The organism is Burkholderia sp. AcTa6-5 (genome assembly GCF_017815075.1).
Lineage (GTDB): Bacteria > Pseudomonadota > Gammaproteobacteria > Burkholderiales > Burkholderiaceae > Burkholderia > Burkholderia sola.
Window position 1 is genome coordinate 1 of sequence record NZ_JAGIQE010000048.1, and the last position, 17,984, is coordinate 17,984.

At 63.4% G+C, this 17,984-nt stretch carries 17 protein-coding genes; 4 read left to right on the forward strand and 13 right to left on the reverse strand.

Annotated elements, in window-relative coordinates:
• From J8I33_RS33770 to J8I33_RS33810, 9 genes are all read right to left on the reverse strand, one after another.
• Positions 1-443 (reverse strand): DUF3683 domain-containing protein (locus tag J8I33_RS33770; RefSeq protein WP_245170547.1); only part of this gene is annotated, 443 nt, incomplete at its 3' end.
• A 93-nt stretch (positions 444-536) separates the two neighbouring features.
• The gene (locus tag J8I33_RS33775) at positions 537-785 is read right to left on the reverse strand and encodes a hypothetical protein (protein ID WP_209939969.1); all 249 of its coding nucleotides are present in this window, start codon (positions 783-785) and stop codon (positions 537-539) included.
• A 12-nt stretch (positions 786-797) separates the two neighbouring features.
• The gene (locus J8I33_RS33780; protein WP_235356336.1) at positions 798-1,574 is read right to left on the reverse strand and encodes a LuxR C-terminal-related transcriptional regulator; all 777 of its coding nucleotides are present in this window, start codon (positions 1,572-1,574) and stop codon (positions 798-800) included.
• Positions 1,575-2,604: 1,030 nt separating this feature from the next.
• A complete protein-coding gene (locus J8I33_RS33785; RefSeq protein WP_050018217.1) occupies positions 2,605-3,981 on the reverse strand; it encodes an MATE family efflux transporter in 1,377 nt (458 codons plus the stop codon).
• Complete coding sequence (locus J8I33_RS33790; RefSeq protein ID WP_348636055.1) at positions 3,978-5,015, reverse strand: cysteine synthase family protein; 1,038 nt, start codon at positions 5,013-5,015, stop codon at positions 3,978-3,980. Before J8I33_RS33790 ends, J8I33_RS33785 begins: the two co-directional genes overlap by 4 nt.
• Positions 5,016-5,018: 3 nt before the next feature.
• Positions 5,019-6,326 carry an alanine racemase gene (locus J8I33_RS33795; protein ID WP_235356334.1) on the reverse strand — a complete coding sequence of 436 codons (1,308 nt, stop codon included), beginning with the start codon at positions 6,324-6,326 and terminating at the stop codon, positions 5,019-5,021.
• Positions 6,327-6,394: 68 nt separating this feature from the next.
• The gene (locus tag J8I33_RS33800; RefSeq protein WP_239469028.1) at positions 6,395-7,351 is read right to left on the reverse strand and encodes an ornithine cyclodeaminase family protein; all 957 of its coding nucleotides are present in this window, start codon (positions 7,349-7,351) and stop codon (positions 6,395-6,397) included.
• Between the two features lie 1,162 nt (positions 7,352-8,513).
• Positions 8,514-9,056, reverse strand: coding sequence for a hypothetical protein (locus J8I33_RS33805; RefSeq protein ID WP_124557703.1), 543 nt, complete (start codon positions 9,054-9,056; stop codon positions 8,514-8,516).
• A gap of 373 nt (positions 9,057-9,429) precedes the next feature.
• On the reverse strand, positions 9,430-11,409 hold the full coding sequence (locus J8I33_RS33810; RefSeq protein WP_209939970.1) for a gamma-glutamyltransferase family protein: 1,980 nt from the start codon (positions 11,407-11,409) through the stop codon (positions 9,430-9,432).
• A gap of 632 nt (positions 11,410-12,041) precedes the next feature.
• Between J8I33_RS33810 and J8I33_RS33815 the strand changes: the two genes are divergently transcribed.
• The gene (locus J8I33_RS33815; protein ID WP_209929337.1) at positions 12,042-12,974 is read left to right on the forward strand and encodes a tyrosine-type recombinase/integrase; all 933 of its coding nucleotides are present in this window, start codon (positions 12,042-12,044) and stop codon (positions 12,972-12,974) included.
• A gap of 38 nt (positions 12,975-13,012) precedes the next feature.
• Here the strand turns inward: J8I33_RS33815 and J8I33_RS33820 are convergent, their stop codons facing one another.
• From J8I33_RS33820 to J8I33_RS33830, 3 genes are all read right to left on the reverse strand, one after another.
• Entirely contained in the window at positions 13,013-13,492 is a 480-nt protein-coding gene (locus J8I33_RS33820; RefSeq protein ID WP_124557706.1) for an RES family NAD+ phosphorylase, read from the reverse strand.
• Complete coding sequence (locus J8I33_RS33825) at positions 13,489-13,944, reverse strand: antitoxin Xre/MbcA/ParS toxin-binding domain-containing protein (protein WP_050018210.1); 456 nt, start codon at positions 13,942-13,944, stop codon at positions 13,489-13,491. Before J8I33_RS33825 ends, J8I33_RS33820 begins: the two co-directional genes overlap by 4 nt.
• A 299-nt stretch (positions 13,945-14,243) precedes the next feature.
• Positions 14,244-14,885 (reverse strand): HD domain-containing protein, encoded by a 642-nt coding sequence (locus J8I33_RS33830; protein ID WP_209939971.1) that lies wholly within the window; start codon positions 14,883-14,885, stop codon positions 14,244-14,246.
• Between the two features lie 173 nt (positions 14,886-15,058).
• Between J8I33_RS33830 and J8I33_RS33835 the strand changes: the two genes are divergently transcribed.
• From J8I33_RS33835 to J8I33_RS33845, 3 genes are all read left to right on the forward strand, one after another.
• A complete protein-coding gene (locus tag J8I33_RS33835) occupies positions 15,059-16,024 on the forward strand; it encodes a GlxA family transcriptional regulator (protein WP_124557707.1) in 966 nt (321 codons plus the stop codon).
• 292 nt (positions 16,025-16,316) lie between these two features.
• On the forward strand, positions 16,317-16,628 hold the full coding sequence (locus tag J8I33_RS33840) for a DUF4148 domain-containing protein (protein ID WP_050018207.1): 312 nt from the start codon (positions 16,317-16,319) through the stop codon (positions 16,626-16,628).
• A gap of 278 nt (positions 16,629-16,906) precedes the next feature.
• Positions 16,907-17,620: a dienelactone hydrolase family protein gene (locus tag J8I33_RS33845; RefSeq protein WP_209929339.1), complete on the forward strand. Its 714-nt coding sequence runs from the start codon at positions 16,907-16,909 to the stop codon at positions 17,618-17,620.
• Positions 17,621-17,751: 131 nt separating this feature from the next.
• On the opposite strand, the gene J8I33_RS33850 is transcribed toward J8I33_RS33845, so the two are convergent.
• On the reverse strand, positions 17,752-17,984 hold a 233-nt coding region (locus J8I33_RS33850), incomplete at its 5' end, for a TolC family protein (RefSeq protein WP_209939972.1).

The following is a 17,984-nucleotide window of genomic DNA, read 5'->3' on the forward strand; positions in this document are numbered from 1 at the left end:
TTGTCGAATTCGTCGGCGAATTCGTCGACCGCGCGCTGCGCGGCGGTTTCGAGCATCTCGACGCGCGACGCGCGTTCGCGGCCGGCGTCGTCGTACCATCCGCTCACACTCACCCGACGGCGCCTTGCAATTTCGGACAGCCGGTCATGCATCGTGGCGATCAGGAACCGGCGACGCCTTCGGTTATCGAGCAGGTCGTCCTGCAGGTACGGGTTGCGGCGCACGATCCAGAGGTCGCCGAGCACTTCGCAGAGCATCCGTGCCGAGCGGCCCGTGCGGCGCTCGGCGCGCAGTTCGTCGAGCACCGCCCACGCGTCCTCGCCGAGCAGGCGGATCACGATCTCGCGATCGGAAAACGACGTGTAGTTATACGGAATATTGCGCGACGGTTCATGCAATCCTGCTATTGCCCGAATACGCTCCAGCAATTGTACGGTTGGCAGTCGGGCATTCATTGGTGTCTATGAAATGAATGATGAAGCGGTCGAGAACCACGCTCGGAAAAGCGGAATCGTATTCGGCAATCAGCAGGGAAACTAAACGGAAATGACGGTCCGGATCAAATCGAATGCGCCTTTCAGCATCATCGCCGTGGCGATACCGACCAACGGAGGCGCAAGCACGCCGGTCACGCACAGCAAGACACGGCCCGGCATCGGCAAGCCCGGTCGCTTCCATGCGATATAAAGTGCTGCCGGCGGCAGAAAGAGAATCGACAAAATATAGGCTTTGTACGTCAACCCGTGACGCGCGACAAATGCCTTGACCTTTTCCTTGAAAGACATTCCCGAACTCTCCTAGATCAATCCCAGACGGCTAACCTTCGCCACCGCTTGCGCTCTATTCGACACACGCAGCTTCTCATAGACGTTCGTCAGATGAAACTTGACCGTTCTTTCAGACATCGAAAGGATCCGGCCGATTTCCCATGCAGTCTTGCCTTCGACGACCCATTTGATTACATCGGATTCCTTTCTCGTGAACTGAATCCTGTTCGCGCTTTCGCAAGCATCCGGCTCGAGGCCCGCTGCGCACGGTTGCGCGCCTTCCCGGTTCTGCCTCGCAATCTTCTGGGTCAACGCTGCGTGCAAATGCATGGCGATGAGACTGACGAGCAACGCCGAATGCAACGTCGTGTCTTCGCACTTCAGCTGCAAAACGGTCCGAATGGCCGTCGAATCACCGGGTGGAGCGCCGATGCACGCGACCACACCCCGCCCGCGCATGTATGACGCGACATCGTTGACCTGCGCATCGCGTTGCGGCGCTTCCCCGTCGAGATCGCGCCAGCGAAACGTATGATCCTGACGATCGGACAACGCGAAGCAACTCAGATATCGATCGATATCGATCCCGGGACCAAACAAAGTCACGCCTCGCCGGGTTCCGGCGTCGCTCGCGGCCCCATAGCGATATATCAGCCCGTGAGAAGCCGTATCGCCGCTTCCGCCGTGCAAAATCAAACACTTGTCGAACGGAATCACGCGTCCGATTTTTTCCGCGAGTTGATCGATCCCCTCGGTCAAACCGTTGGGACGAAGAATCTCGCCAATGATGCGAGAAAAGGTCTCCAATTTTCTGGGCCCTTATTGAAAAGACAAGATTCGTATTCGTTGACATGCTCCGGCAGCCGAATATCTGCCAAGGCTTCAAGGCCTTACCGGACGGGCAATCCAACGCCGCTTGCTTTCTACGCGCCAGCACTGCGACAGTATCCGATGGCAACGTCTAGGCAGCCATCGTTCGCGAACCATGTTTTGATAACCAGTACTCACGAGGAATACAAACCAATCACGCAAGACCATTAACATCTGAATTATTTACTTTGCCAATGGCTGAAACAGTTCACTGTACGGGCCACCCGTCTAGATTCCGCACTCTAAACTTGAAGCTGCGCAAGTATATCGGAGGACAGAAGACAGAAGCATTACTTTCCGAAAAAAATATGTAATGAACCTTTCTTTTATATTACGCAGAAAACAGGCGATTTGATTGCATGAAAAAGATTTGATATCGCACAATATTTCAACAATCCGACGAAGTGCGGCATTCTGTCACAATTTCGACCCGAGAACGCCAGAAAACTTTACAAATCATCCGACGTCAATTTCACCCTCTCGTATAATACGATGCATTATTTACATCTCCCGCATCCACGGCAATCAATTACCGTTTCGATAATTCAAAAAAGGTGGCCGGTCAAAATCATGCTTTTCAAATGCCGTTATATTTGTCGCGCTCTTGCGGCCATCGATCGGCCGAATTAGAAAAATTGGCAGACTACGCAAACTTTCCACCGACGCATCTCGTCGGCATACGATTAGCGCAATCATGAGCAATGACCGTCACCGCTTGTGCGTCCCCAAAGCGGAATACGCCGTATGAGGCCGGTTACGACGACCATGCCGCGCACCGGGTACGGTTGCGGACAAAGATACGTCGACGTCCATCAACGACAACACCTGCGGGCAGTCGGGGATTCGGCCGGCATTCCGCCGCTGGCGAGACGAGCGGACGTGGCGCGTTCGATGCAATGCCGGCCGGTATTTCAGGAATTCCGGTGCCCGATGTGCACCGGTGTGCGCATTGGAAGCTTCGTCGCGTTCACGAACGTCCGTCTTGCGTCCGCTTCGTCATCGCGCGAAGGCGGCCCTCGAACTTGTGCAGCAGCATCGACGCCGTGGCCGCAAGCCCGATGGCGAGTCCGCTCCAGATGCCGTAGATGCCGTATCCCAGCATCACACCGGCCGCCCAGGCGATCGGCAGACCAATCAACCAGTATCCGACGATCGATATCCGAAACGAACTCGTGACGTCACCGAGGCCCCGCAAAATGCCGACGCCGATGTTCTGGCTGCAATCGAAGATCTGCAGCAGCGCCGCGATCGTCAGCAGCCCACCGGCGAGGCGCAGGACTTCGGCACTCGCGGCCACGCCGTTATCGAGAAATGGCGCGAGCACGCGGGTGGGCGCAACGAGATACGGTAACGCAACGATCAACATGGTCACGACGCCCAGCGCGAGCCCCGTATAGCCGAGTCGACGCGCACCGCGATAGTCGTGCCGCGCACACGCATGGCTGATGCTGATCGACGAAGCGTGAGACAAACCGACCGAAATCATGAACACGATGTAGATCACCTGATTCACGATCGTCTGGGCGGCCAGCGCATCGGCGCCGAGCGTCCCGATCACGAGCGTGAGGACGGTGAAGAATGCAGCCTCCGATCCATAGGTTGCCGCAATCGGCAAACCCATCCGCCACGTCCGCGCCAACGTATCGGCATCGGCGCGCCAGACGGCAAGCGACAAGTGTTCGGACAGTTCCGGCCGGCGCCTGGCGATCGTCAGAAACGCGATGAAGGAAAGCAGGTACACGCTGCTGGTTGCGCACGCAATACCGATCAGGCCGAGCTTCGGAAAGCCGAACCGGCCGAACATCAACGCGTAGTCGAGCGCCGCATTGACGACGATCGATACGATCGTGATCGCCAATAGCGGCCCGGGCTTGCGCAGTCCGACGGTATATTGTCGAAGCACCTGAAACCACAGACACGGCAATATGCCGGGTGCGGCCGCCGCAAGATAGAACGAGGCTTGCCGCGCAACGTCCGGATCCTGCCCGAGCCAGACAAGCGGCATTTCGATACACAGCATCATCAATGCAAACGCCAGTGCCGCGAGCGTCGACAGTGCAAAGCCGGAGCGCACCAGCCGCATGATGTCGGCATGCGCGTGTTGACCGTTCGCGAACGCGACGAGGTTGCCGGTTCCCGTCACCAGTCCGGTTCCCATCGTCCGGAACTGGTTGAAGATCGTCAGCGCGAGCCCCCCAGCGGCGATCTCGCGCGGGCCAAGCATCCCCATCATGACGATGTCGGTGGTCGTCAGCGCCACCTGGGCGAGCTGCGTAAGGATCAGAGGAGCGGCCAGCACGCCGATTTGCGCGGCATCGAGCCAGACTTGTCGATGAACTTTCATGCGGCGCGGGAAAATATCGATTCGAGTTCCTGAGCAATCGACTCGTCGAGCAGATTTCGCGCTCGCATCCAGTCGTCGTCGAACACCGTGTCGAGGTATTTTTCGCCGCCGTCACAGACCAGGGCCACGAGCGTAGCACCCGCCGGCAGCGAATCGAACATCTTCAACGCGTGCCAGATGACGCTGCCCGCCGAGCCGCCGACGAGCAGCGACTTCTTGCGTGCGATATAGCGTGCCGTATTGAAGGCGGCCGCGTCCGTCACTTTGTGGCCTTCGTCGAGCAACGCATAGTCGACCAACGCGCCGATCTCGGCGCCAGGCGGCGTCCCGGTGCCGGACTGATAATACGATCCGCCTTCGCCGCCGAACACGATCGACCCGACGGGCTCGACACCAATGACGCGCGGCGCCGGGCCCGTCGCGAGCAGTTCTCGTGCAGTGCCGAACAGCGAGCCGCCGGTGCCAACCGACCCGACCAGAAAGTCGATTCGGTCGCCGAGGACGTCGCGCAGTTCATGTGCCAGCCCGCGGTAACCGTTACCGTTCGCGGGATTGTTGTGCTGCTCCGTCCAGATGCTGTCCGGATCGTCGGCTGTCATGCGCTTGGCAAGCGCATCGCGGTCCGCTGTCGCGATCGCGTCGCCGTCGCTCACGCAGACGAGCTTTGCGCCGAATGCTTGCATCGCGCGCAGCTTGTCTTTCGACGCGTGACTGTCCACGATCGCGGTAAACCGATAGCCGCGCTCGGCCGACAACAGCGCCAGCCCCATGCCCGTATTGCCGGACGTCGATTCGATCACGTGTCCGGCCGGCCGCAGACTGCCGTCCTGTTCCGCTTCGTCGAGCATCTGCCTCGCCATCCGGATCTTGGCGCTGCCGGTCGGATTCGTCGATTCGAGTTTAAGCAGGATGCGCGCGCCGTTGGCGCCGCGAATCAATTCGAACAACGGCGTGCGGCCGACAAGATCCGATACCTTCGACACGATCGCAGGGACGGTGATCGTGGCTTGCTCACCCATAAAACGCACATTCATTGGTCAGGCTCCCGGAAGCTGGAAGAGGCGATCGACGCGCCAGCGTGGCCGCGCGCCGTCAAGTGTCAAGACAAGCTTGGGGGGAAGCGGCAGCTCGTGAAATGAAGATTCGTTCGAATCCATCTGATAGCCGGCCGTGTTCGGGTAGATCAGCAGATCGCCGGGTTCCGGGCGCTGCCCGAATGCGATCTTGCGCCAGGTCAGCATGTCCGAATCGAGGCAGCTCGCCCCGCCGACACAGGCGCGATAAGGCATGCCCGTGCGCGGCGATCGCGAAGGCTCGCGTACGACGCTCAGCAGTTCCGGATCGGGCAGGAATTCGCTGGCAAACCATTGCTCCGACACGCTGAAGCTCGTGCCGTTGACGGTCGCGATGCCATAGTCGCCGCAGTCCTTCACGCCTTGCACGGCAAACGCCGTGAACCCTGCCTGATCCAGCAGCGCCCGCCCCGGCTCCAGCATGATCGTCAGGCCGTGCTCGCGAAGCAGTTCGGCGAGCGATGCGGATTCCCCACCAGGCGTACCAGCCAGGATCGCATCGAGCATCTGCGCGCCGCTGCAGGCCGAGTGATATGGATAGAATCCGTCGAATACCTTGTTGGCGTGGTAATCGTCCGCCCGGTGCGCACGCTGGAATGCGTGCCAGTCGCGCTCGCTCGCGTACGACATCGCGAAGCCGCCACCGATGTTGATCGTGTGCGGCGCAAGACCGAGTTCGCGCGCAGCCAAGCACGCACGCATCGCGATCGCGGCCTGATTGCAGCGCTCCGTCGCGCTGTAACCGGACAGATGGAACGAGAACCCTTCAAGGACGAGCGACGCCCGCGTCGCGGCACAGGTCGATAGCGCAACGCGAAGTGCGTCGGCACTCAAACCGAATCGGCTATCGTTGCGTGCCGCCGGCGCCATCCGCAACAGAATGCGTGCAACCCGCTTCGCCTGTTCCGAGATCGCGATCAGCCGATTCAGTTCTTCGTCGCTGTCGATGGCGATCAACGCATCGTGCAAAACCGCGAGCCGCAGCAGCGCACGTGACTTCGACGGGCCGGATACACCGATATCGGCTCCGCACACCCCCGCAGCCAACGCTTCCGAGAACTCGCCCGTGCTTGCGACGTCGACGCCGATCCCGGATGCTGCCGCCGCATGCGCAAAGCATCGCGCCTTGTTCGCCTTCTTCGCGTAGTAAATGCGCCCGGACACCTGGCGATCGTCCAGTACGCGCCGAAATTCGGCGACATTGTGCGCGAAACGTTCGGGAAACAGGAAATGAACGGGCGCGTCGAAGCCATGGACAAGATCGTGGATCATCGCCTGATGCTCGTCCACGAAATCCCGCAGTAGCGGATCCCACAACGCCGGCAGTCGCGGAATATCCGTCACCATAGCTCGACTTCCCGGCCAAGCCCTTTCGTCAGCGCGGCGTCGGCCAGCACGCGCCCCAGCGCGATGTCGGTCACGATCATGCCGCTGTTGAACGCGTAAACGATATCGGCATCGTTGCGCCGCGCAGGCTTGCGGCCAAGCAGTATGTCCGGAAACTCCGCATCGACGGCAGGCAGTTTTCCGGCTTCGTCCGCGAGATCGGCACCGGTCACCTGCATTTGGGCCTCGCTCGTCGCGATGCGGTAATCGGCGCCATGCAGCGCGTCGGCGTGAATGCCGTATCCGACCAGAAGCGCGAGCGCACCCGGCTTCAACGCCGCGTGCCGCACGCTCTCCGATACGCCGGCGCCGGCCACCCCGAGCACGATGTCCGCTTCGTTCGCGGAGGCGGCGAGATCCTTCGATACTTCGATGTCACGGCCCGGATGAAAGCGCTTCAACGTCTTGCGGACAGCATCGATTCCCGACTCATAGTGGCCGTGTACGATCACGCGCTCGATGTCCGGCAATGCGGTCAGCAGGAACGGCGCCGCCATCCGCCCCTGCGTCCCCGTGCCGACGACGAGCGCCGTGCGAGCCCGCGGCGCGGCCGCACGCGCGATCAGGGCGGACACCGCCGGCGTGCGCAGCGATCCGACAAGGCTGCCGTCCATCAATGCGACAGGCATGCCGGTTTCGTCGTCGAACAGCAACAACGTCGTGTAGTACTTCTGCAGTTCGCGGTTGTGTTCCGGATCGAACTTATACGACGTCTTGAAACCGACCGTTCTGCGTCCACCGTCTCGACCCAGCATCGAGTACGCGACGGAATGCTTGTCCGCGGGCTGGCTCATCAGCTTGCGCGGATTGTCGGATTCGCCGGTACCGAGGCCAAGGTATGCCCGTTCGACGGCATCGAGCACCATCGACGGGTCGTAGTCGAGCTCGTCGATCGTACGCTTGCCAAGCACAAGGAGTCTCGAGGGTTGCGTTGCGAGCCGCGGTCGAACGTCCGCGTCGGGTTCAGCGCCATCAGCCATCGTGGATATCATCGTATTCACTTGTGTCTCACCGGATTTCACGTATCGAACGGGCCTGCCGCGCACGTCGTGCAGGTTGACTTGAAGATTGACGTGCCGCGACCGGCACCGACGCGCCAGATCGCACATGCTTGTTCGGCTGCGTTGCCACTGCGAATCGCGCGCTCGACATGAGGGCGGATGCGCCGGGAGGCTGGCGGCACGTTCAATTACTGCGGGTGCTTCATGCCTGCAGCGTATTGATCATGGAATCTTTCCTTCCGAAATGCAGATCACGGAGCAAAATATTGGATCGGCAATCATTTCGCTTTTCATTACATACAATTCCATCATTATTCAATCCGAATCAAATTGATTAAAAAAGCCACATTAATATCATCGAGAACCACAATATGGCTCGCGATTGACGCCGATCAGATAATCAGCATTTCGATAACGAAAATGCCGTGTGCCGCCTGATATTCACCAGGCGCGGGCTGACGAGTTCAGCAATTTCGACGGGATTCCCTCACGTCGGCATAGCTGCCTGGCAGGCGCATTCATGTCGCGACAACGCGCGCACATGATGAGGCGCAGCGAACCGTGTCACGACCATCTGGGCGTTCCGTCACCGTCGATGGTTGCGACCGGTAGAGAAAATACAAATCGCTCGTATTTATAAACTAGCTTCCACTTTCCTTGCAAATACTTTATTTCATTATTGCGAATGCATTTACGGCGGCCGTCATTGAATCATGAAAGTGAAATTGAGGCCGCTAGCCGCTCGATGGCGGTATAGAAAAGCAAAATCGGTTTGTTGAGGGAGAAAAAATGCCCTGCATCGGGGGCTACCGAAACGTTCGGGGGAGATATGTCGTTACGGTGCCGGGCTTTCCGCGGTAGGCGGTTTGGGGAACCGCCTGCGGGCCGCATTGCGTGCCAGTTCAGTCGACCAGCCGCTTATTATTCTTCGCAATCCAAATCAATATCGATGCATCGTTTCCCCGCGTTTCGACATGAGGCTCCGTGCGCGACGTATCGCGTTCCTCAATAGAAAAACCCGGCCCGCAACGAAGCGGGCCGGGCCGGGCCGTGACGGGATGCGTGCTGCTTGTTACAGCGCGCCGCCTTGCGCCGACGCCGAGCCCTTCACGCCGACCGACGCGCCGCCCTGCACCGAATTCGTCGCGCCTTCGAGCGCTTCGCCGGCCTTCGCCTTCGCGCCGCCCGCGACGTCGCCTGCGGTCGACACCGCGCCTTGGGCATGGCTCTTCGCCGAGGCGGCGACGTGCTTCACGTGCGACTTCGTCGTGTGCACGGCCGATGCCGCCGCATCCTTCGTCGCGCCGGCCGCCGAACCGACCGCCTGCGTCGCGCCGCCCACCGCCGTCCCGGCTGCCGAGCCCACGCCGCCGACCGTCTGGCCGACGCCGTTCAGCGCGCCGCCGACGACATTGCCCGCGCCCGAACCCGAGCCTGCCGCATTCGCACCGGCGCCAGCCTGCACACCGACGCCGCCGCCGAGCAGCGGCGTCTGGACCTGCGCGCCGACGCCTGCGGAACCCTGGGCGCCGGTCTGGGCCGTCTGTGCAAATGCAGCCGACGTCGCCATCGCCGTCAGAGCGGCACCCAGCAGAATCGTACGAATCTTGTTCATGGTCATTCTCCCCAAAGACGTTGTTGCTGCGGGCCGCGTTCGTGCGGCTGGTCGCATGCCTTGCCGCGACATGCGGCAGGTGGAGCTAATGTAGCGGCGCCGGCGAGCAAAACGACTGAATTGCGGGGACTGTTACTTCCGTTGCAAATGCTGACGATTGACTCACACTGTTTGACAATCGGAGGTTTGTGGCGGAGTGGCCGCTGTATTTGACGGCGGACGGCCGCGGCCCGGGCCGGCAGACGTGCTTCATGCACACGCCTTCATCTGCATTCCGAATTATTGGGGATTGCGCGGCCGTCGATGCGACCTCGTCATGATGCACGGCCCCGGCCGCCAGCAAGCGAACCGGGGCCGTGCGCACGCTGCGCGGTTACGGCCGGAACGTATCGCCCAGCACGACGCCTTCGCGACGCGGATCGGTGCCGCCCTGCAACGCCGGCGACTGGCCGACCGTCACGCGCATCACCGTATTGACGCCGCTCGCCTGCGCGGACGTCGACACCTTGTGCCCCAGCGCGAGCAGCCCCGTGATCAGTGGATCGTTCGCGCCGTTGTTCGCCGCGTTGACGTTCGGATGCTCGCCGCCGATCGTGGTCGTCGGGCTGTTGCTCGCGCCGAAGTCGACGAGCCCCGCCGACTGCTGCGCGTCGAGCCCCCAGTCGAGCGCGCCGACCAGCGTCTTGACCACGTATTGCGGAATCGTGCCGCCGCCCGGCGAACCGGTCGCCATCACGAAGTCGCCGCGCGAGCCGTCGGCGGCCCGCCCGAACACGATCGTCGGCGCCATCGAGCTGCGCGGCCGCTTGCCCGGCTGCAGGCGGTTCGCCACCGGATTGCCGGACGCGTCGAGCGGGTTCGCGGAAAAGTCGGTCAACTGGTTGTTCAGCAGGAAACCGTTGGTCATGTGGAACGAGCCCATGCTCGACTCGACCGTCGTCGTCGCGCTGAGCACGTCGCCGTCCACGATCGTGAACTGGTTCGTGCCGTGCTCGATCAGCGTCGTGTCGACGCCGAGCGGCACCGCACCGAGATTGCCGGGCTGCGCGGTGCCCATGCTTTTGGTCGTGTCGATCAGCGCCGCGCGCGATTTCAGGTACGGCTTGTTCAGCAGCGTGTCCCACGTGCCGCCCGGCAGCGGCACGAAGTCGGTGTCGGCCACGTACTTGTCGCGGTCGGCATACGCGAGCCGTTCGGCTTCGGTGATGAGGTGGACGCCCGCGACGGTCGGCTTGCCGCCTTCGAGATCGATCGCCGTCGGCTTCAACGATTTCAAGTCGTAATTCTCGAGAATGCCGAGCGCGGATGCGACCGCGATGCCGCCCGACGACGGCGGCGGCATCCCGCAGACCCAGTAGCTGCGATAAGTCGTGCACACCGGGTCGCGGCGCTTCGCCTGATACGCGGCCAGATCGGCGACGGTCGTCTTGCCCGGCGTGAGCGTCGAGCCGTCCGCGCCCTTCGTCACCGCGATCTTCGCGACGATGTCCTGCGCGATCTGCCCCGTGTACAGCGCATTCGCGCCCGACTGCGCCATCAGCGACAGCGTGCGCGCGTAGGCCGGATTCTTCAGTACGGTGCCGAGCGGCTTCGGCGAACCGTCGGCGTTCAGGAAATACGCGGCGGCTTCGGGGTCGCGCTTCAGGTTCGCGGCGTTCGCCGCGATCGCGTCGGCCAGCCGGCCGCCGATCGGGAAACCGTTGGTCGCGAGCGTGATCGCGTCGCCAAACAGGCTCTGCCACGGCAAGCGGCCATGATCCTGTTGCAGCGCCTCGATGAGCCGCGGCACGCCGATCGTGCCGATCGAGCGGCCGCTCGCACGCGCGTTCGGCAGCGGCAACGAATGGTCGGTGGCGTCATCGACATAGCGCAGATAGTTCTCCGTCGCGGCGGCCGGCGCGGTTTCGCGGCCGTCGTACGCCTGCAGCGTCTTGCCGCGCGCATCGTAGTAGAGCAGCACGCCGCCCGACCCGAGGCCCGTGGCCTCCGGCACCGTCAGGCCGAGCACGGCTTGCACGGCGACCGCCGCGTCGGCGGCCGTGCCGCCCTTCTTCAGCACCGCGCACCCGGCCGCGCTCGCGTACGCGTTCGACGTGGCCACCAGGTACGTTTTCGCATAGACGGGCTTCATCCCGGTGCGATAGCCCGACGACGCTTCCGGCAGCGACGGGTCGCCCGGCTGGTTCGAACCCACCACGACCGTCGCGCCGCTGTTGTCGACCGCGAGACAACTCGTATCGGTGGAAGGTGCGGTCGTGCGGCCCGCCTCGTTCTCGACGTCGCCGCCGCATGCGGTCAACAACGCAGCCGCGAGCAACGCGGACGCATACGGAAAAATCGCTGTTCTGTTCATTGTCTGCCGATGTGCTGGTCGTTGCGATGGACATCCCGTCGCCAGCGACCCCCTCGGTGCGCAGGCGATGCGTTCGATAGTCCCATGAACAGAATTTTTTTCGCAATCGGGAAATGACGTCATGCAACCGGACGTTGTGTGCGCAACGTCACCGAACCGGCATGCGGTTTCATCTGCTGCATTGCAGCGCATGGGCGTATCGTAACGTCGGTACCTTTTCCCCCGGCGACGCGTGCCGGCCCCGTGCTCCATCGCGCCGATCGCCTCGGAAAGGAATGCGAGACACATCGTCATCGCGACCGTCGCGCTCGTGTCCGCCCGCTGGTAGATGCAACTGAACGAGCGCGCGACGCATGACGGCAGCGGCGCGCCGCTGGATGACGCCTGCGGTTCGATCGACAATCGCCGCCCCCTCCTGCGCGGGCACTCGATCCAGCCGGCGCGTGCGTCTTTTCGACGCCGCATTTCGCCCGCCCATTCATTTCGGAATCCGTGATGATTATTTGTCTCTTCCTGGACAGCCATGCATAGACGACACCCGGGCCGCGGCCTGACGCGCCGGCTTCGTCGCGCGCCGGCGACCGGCCATCGGGACGATTGCCGGCGTCGCCGCGTCCGGCTATAAAGCGGGGATGGACACGAATCGCTGGATTCACGACCCCGTCGGCGCGTTTCGCGCCTGGCAGGAAACCGCCGCGACGGGCGCCGGCCGACGGCCGTTCGCGCCGCGTTCGATCGTCCAGCATGTCGCGATGTTCGAGCGATTCCTGCGTCACCTGAGCGCACGGCACGTGTCGCTCGTGACGTTCGGGCCCGACCACGTCGCGTCCTTCCTCGCGGAACTCGACCGCACCTGCGCGCCCGGCACGTCGACACGCGTGCGCTATGCGAAGCTGATCGACCGGCTCGGCCGGCATCTGGTCGATGCCGGTGTGCGGACGATTCATCCGGCCGGCCGATCGACGCACCATCTCGCATGGCCGGACGGCGAGCCCGAGCCGTGCTACCTGCCGCCCGACGCCGACGCGGCGCTGCAGCGCCATGTGCAGCCTAGGGCGGACGACACGCCCGCCGACTGCCGGAATCGCGCGATCGTCGCGCTGCTGCTCGCGAGCGGCATCACGTCGGCCGAGATTCGCGCGGCGACAGGCGACGCACTCGATCTCGACGCGCGGCCAGCGGCGTTGTCGGTGCCGCGCGATCGCGCGCGGCCGGCGCGCCGGATCGCGCTCGCCGCATTCGCGCTGGCGCCGCTCGCCGCCTGGCGTGCGCGCTTGGACGTGCCGCCGTCGGCGCGGCTGTTTCCCGCGCCGCGCGGGGGCGCAATGAACGACATGTTCCTGCTGCTCGTCGTGCGCGATGCGCTGAACGCGATCGGCTTTCACGCAGCGGACATGAGCCCGCGCGTGCTGCGCAATACATATGCGCGCCGCCAGTTGCTCGCCGGCCATGCGCATGCCGATGTCACGGCGATGCTCGGTCTCGCTAGCCCGCGAACGGTCACGCGCATTCGGCAAACGCTGCCGCCCGATGCGGCCGCGGATCGCGCTGCCCACGAGCGGTGATCGCGCGCCGCCGGCGCGAACCGCGTTCCCCCGCTGCGCTATTCGCCCGGCTTCGGCTGGACCAGTCGCAGAATCCGCGTGTCGTACGGCGACTGCATCACTTCCGCGATGCGGATGTCGGAGGCGGCCGGATGCAGCGGGTTCAACAGGAAGTTATGGGCGTGCGGCACGACGACGCTTGGCACGCGCAGCAGCGCGCTCGGCTGCGTGTCCAGCCACTCGGTGCCCGCGCTGCGGGTCCAGTCGACGTTCGTGCGCCAGTCGTCCGGCGCATCGCCTTCCGCGATTTCGGCGACGTCCACCGAATCGGGCACCTCGATACGCAGCAACTGATATCCGCTCGGCAATTGCGCGACGGTGGCGATTTCGAAATGAACCAGCGTCTCGAGCAACGCAAGCGCCGGATGTTCGGCGAGATACACGACGGGCTGCCCGGCGAAATGCCAGCGCCCGCCGGCCCGCAACCCGCCGATGCCTTTCAGATCGGCGTAATTGCTGATCCGCCACAGCGTCGTCAAGCGAAGTACCCCTCGTCGATCTGCGTGAGGGCCTCTTCGACGAGCCGCGCGCCATGCTCGGTGCTCGCCATATCGAGCGACGTGCGGCCGCCGAAGCGCTGGAGCCCGTTGCGCAGCCACGCCATCGCCTTGTCCTGGTCGCCGAACGTGGCCGCCGCCTGCGCGACGATGCGCGCGAGACGGATCGCCTTGTCCGACTCTTCCGGCGACAGGCGCTCGTGCGCCTGCCGACGATGACTCAGCGTGCGGCGCGGAATGATGAACGCCAGCTCGTCCGATTTCAGCCCGCGCTCCGACAACCGGTCGATCACCGACACGTCGACGCGCGCGCTCGCCAGCTCGGCCAGATCGGCGCCCGACCGGACGCGGATCGCCAGCAGTTGCTCGAGAATCGTGAATTCGGCCTGACGCGGATGCGCGACGCCCGAAGGATGAAAAGCGATGGTGCTCATGACCTCTCTCCGGCAATTTGCCCAATCATTATAGGCGTTTTGCCGAATGCTTGCGGGTGGTGGAGCGGCAGGCTTTACCTCGTTGGACTGGCAGACCGGTATTGGGGGTACGCGAATCGGAGATTCGCCTCGGGGACGTGGCACGGAAATTCAGTATATAAAGTTCCTGTTCGCGATGATCTGAAGTTGTCACGTAACAATTTCGAACGGTAATACGCGAGTTGCGGGAATCCCCGCTTTCCCTGTGTACACGCCGGCGGACGATCACCGTCGGCTGATGCGCAACCGACCGTCCAAGGTCAACCGGCCCATGCGGACGACCGGATCACGCTGCAGAAATTGCCCGCATGGAAATGCGGCTCCTTGTCCGCGAGCACGTCGGCCTTCACGTTGCCGAACGTCGTGCCGGGCTTGTGCTTGATGCCGTCATAGAACGCCTGAATGATGTCTTCCTTGAAATGCGGCGTGCGCGGATGCGCGCGCACGACCGCTTCCCGCTCGATGCCACTGTATTCCGGGTAAGCGAGGCCCAGTACGTCCATCTCGACGCCCGCCGTGACCAGCGCGACGACCGGATGCATGTGCTGCGGAATACCGGGCGTGGTATGCAGTGCGATCGAGGTCCACACGACATCGATGTCCTGCTGCGAGATTCCCTTTGCCTTCAGAAAATCGTGGGCGGCATTGGCGCCGTCCACTTCGAAGCGCTCGCATGCGCTGCTGTACCGGTGCGTCAGTCCCATGTCGTGGAACATGCAGCCGCAATAGAGCAGTTCGGGGTCGTACTCGAGCCCGCGGCGCCGGCCCGCCAGCGCCGCGAAATAGAACACGCGGCTCGAGTGATGGAACAGCAGTTCGGATTCGGTATCGCGCACGAGTTCGGTGATCTCGCGCGTCAGTCGAGTATCGGGAAGGGTGATGCCGGCAACGTTCACAGTCATGATCGACCTCCATGGAAGACACGCTCGATTCTCCGCAGCCCGACAGGTGTCCGAAATAGGCTTGTTACGACGAATCCTGCCATTTCGCGCGACGAACGGACACGGTGCCTGCATGGTGAAAGAAGCGCCCCTATACTGCTGCGCATCACGTTCGATACGACACGCAACCGATCATGCCGAAGGTCGTGGGCATTTTTGCCGTTCCGGGCGTTCAACTGCTCGACGTCTCCGCGCCGCTCGACGTGTTCGCGCAAGCGAACGTCGAATGCGGGAAGCCGTTCTATGTGTCGCGGATCATCGCGAGCGGGGCCGGTGCGATCCGCAGCTCGTCCGGCGCACGGTTGCTGCCCGACTGGATCGCCCCCGACATCCCCGAGCGCATCGACACGCTGCTGGTCGCCGGCGCGCCGAACGCCGGCCAGATCGCGCTGCGCACCGACGTCCTCGCATGGTTGCGCGCGGCGGCCGTGCACAGCAGACGCTACGGGTCGATCTGCACCGGGGCATTCATCCTCGCCGCCACCGGCCTGCTGAAAGGACGTCACCTGACCACGCACTGGGCCGCCGCCGATGCACTCGGCGAAGCCTATCCGTCGCTCGTCGTCGACGCCGACGCGCTGTACGTGCGCGACGGCAAGCTGCGCACCGGCGCCGGCGTCACGGCCGGGCTCGATCTCGCGCTCGCGCTGGTCGAAGAAGATCTCGGCCGCGAGATCGCACGGCGCGTCGCCGCGCAACTGGTGATGTTTTTCAAGCGCCCGGGCGGGCAGCTCCAGTTCAGCCGCAAGGGCGAAGCCCGCCCCGCCGGACGTTCGGTGCTGCAGGAAGTCCAGCGCTGGGTCGCGGCCCATCCGGATCTCGAACATTCGGTGGCCGAGATGGCCAAACATGCAGGCATGAGCCCGCGCCATTTCGCGCGGCTGTTCCGCGCGGAAGTCGGCATGACGCCGGCCGCATGGGTCGAGGCGACCCGCATCTCTGCCGCCCGCCAGTTGCTCGAGAACGGCCATGACACGCCGAAGCAGGTCGCCGCGAAATGCGGCTTCGCAAACGTCGATACGCTCAGGCGAGCGTTCACCCGGCATGTCGGCGTCACGCCGGCCGAATATCGGAAACGGCAGGCGATCCTGGCTGCGTGAGGCGGAACGAGCGGCGCCGAATGAATGACGCCGACGGCCTCGCGAAAATACTTCGGAATACGATTCAATGGTTTGACCCGCTTCTTCCGCGCCGATCGACCCGCCGCTCCTTACCCACGCTCCAGCTCCCCGGCAATCTTCGGATGAAATTGCGTACCGCGCGAATCGTTTACCCAGTTGCAATAATGATTCGCTCCAACGCGTATTTCCGACCGGGAACGCGCTCGTTACGATGCAATCAACCGCTGAACGCAACGAGCGAAGCGCGAAATCAACAGAACCGGAGGTCACCATGAAGTCGTTCATCACCGCTGTCGTCGCCGCAACCGCGTTGTCCGCGTCGTACGGCGCATTCGCGCAATCGAACCCGTCGGGTCAGCTCACGCGTGCCCAGGTGCGTGCGGAACTCGTCCAGCTCGAACAGGCCGGCTACAAGCCCGAAGTCTCCGATCAGTATTACCCGCGTGCGCTGCAGGCCGCGCAGGCCCGCGTGACGAACGCCGACGTAGCCGGCTACGGTGCGCAAGCGGCCGCCGGTGCGCGTGCAGGCCGCACGATCGCAGTCAAGCAGGAAGGCCGCAACTCGATCTACTTCGGTCAGTAAGCCGGATACCCGCCGGCGTATTGCCGGCGTATTCCGGATACGCCCCGCCGTACACGCGACACCCCGCTCCCGTTCATCGGGGCGGGGTGTTCGTTTTCCGGTCGTCCGCTCCCTTCGCGGCTCGCGTGCCGTGCGGCGCCGTTCACGCAAGCGTCCGGTGTTTGCGCATAGAATGGCCGCGTGGTCGGCGTCGGCCAGCACGAACGCGGGCGGTATCACGACGCCCGCTGGCCGGCCCGATGTCGCACTCGGCGCATTTTTCGAAAAGGAGCGGTTTCATGTCTCAAACATCCGGTTCCACGATCACGTTTCGCCGCCCGGACGGCCAGGAACTGCAAGGCTATCTCGCCACGCCGGCACGCACCGAAGGCGCGCCCGCGGTCGTCGTCATCCAGGAATGGTGGGGGCTGAACGACCAGATCCGCGGCGTCGCGGATCGCCTCGCGCGCTGCGGTTACTTCGCGCTCGTGCCCGACCTGTATCGCGGCAAGTCGACGGTCGAGGAGGAGGAAGCGCACCACCTGATGACCGGCCTCGATTTCGGCGACGCCGCGTCGCAGGACATTCCCGGCGCGGTCGCATACCTGAAGACGCTGTCGCCGCGGGTCGCGGTGACGGGCTACTGCATGGGTGGCGCCCTCACGCTGCTGTCGCTGCAGTACGCCGACGCAGATGCCGGCGTCATGTGGTACGGCCTCCCGCCGCTCGATTACATCGATCCGGCCAAGCTCAAGGTACCGCTGTTGGGTCATTGGGCGACGCAGGATGCGTTCTTCACGATCGACCAGGTCGACGCACTGGAAAAGAAGCTGACCGATGCGAACGTCGGCTTCGAATTCCATCGCTATCTCGCGCACCATGCGTTCGCGAACGAAACGGCCGTCGGCCCCGGCCGCATCGCCGGCACGCAGTTCGATCCGGTGTGGTCGGAAACGGCGTGGGACCGCACGCTCACGTTCTTCGGCCGAACGCTCTGGACGAAGCACGCGTAACGTAATGCCGCTTCCCGCGCGGCGACGGTACAAAGGAAAACGCCACGGATTTGCGTCCGTGGCGTTTTCGTTTTCACACTCCTTCGGTTCGGTGGACAGGCGCGGCTTTCCGCTCCTGCCATGTGCCATGCTTACCCGGTCGTTGCCGTCTGATCGTCGACTGGCGCATCCGGCGCGCGCGGCGCTTCGCCTGCACGCTGGATCCACCCGCCGCCCAGTGCGCGGTACAGATCGACCAGGTTCGTCCAGCGCGCCAGGCGCGCGCTGATCAGCGACTGCTGCGCGGCGTACAGATCCGTCTGCGCGGTCAGCACCGACAGATAGCTGTCCACACCGTTCTTGTAACGCAGGTCCGACAGATCGA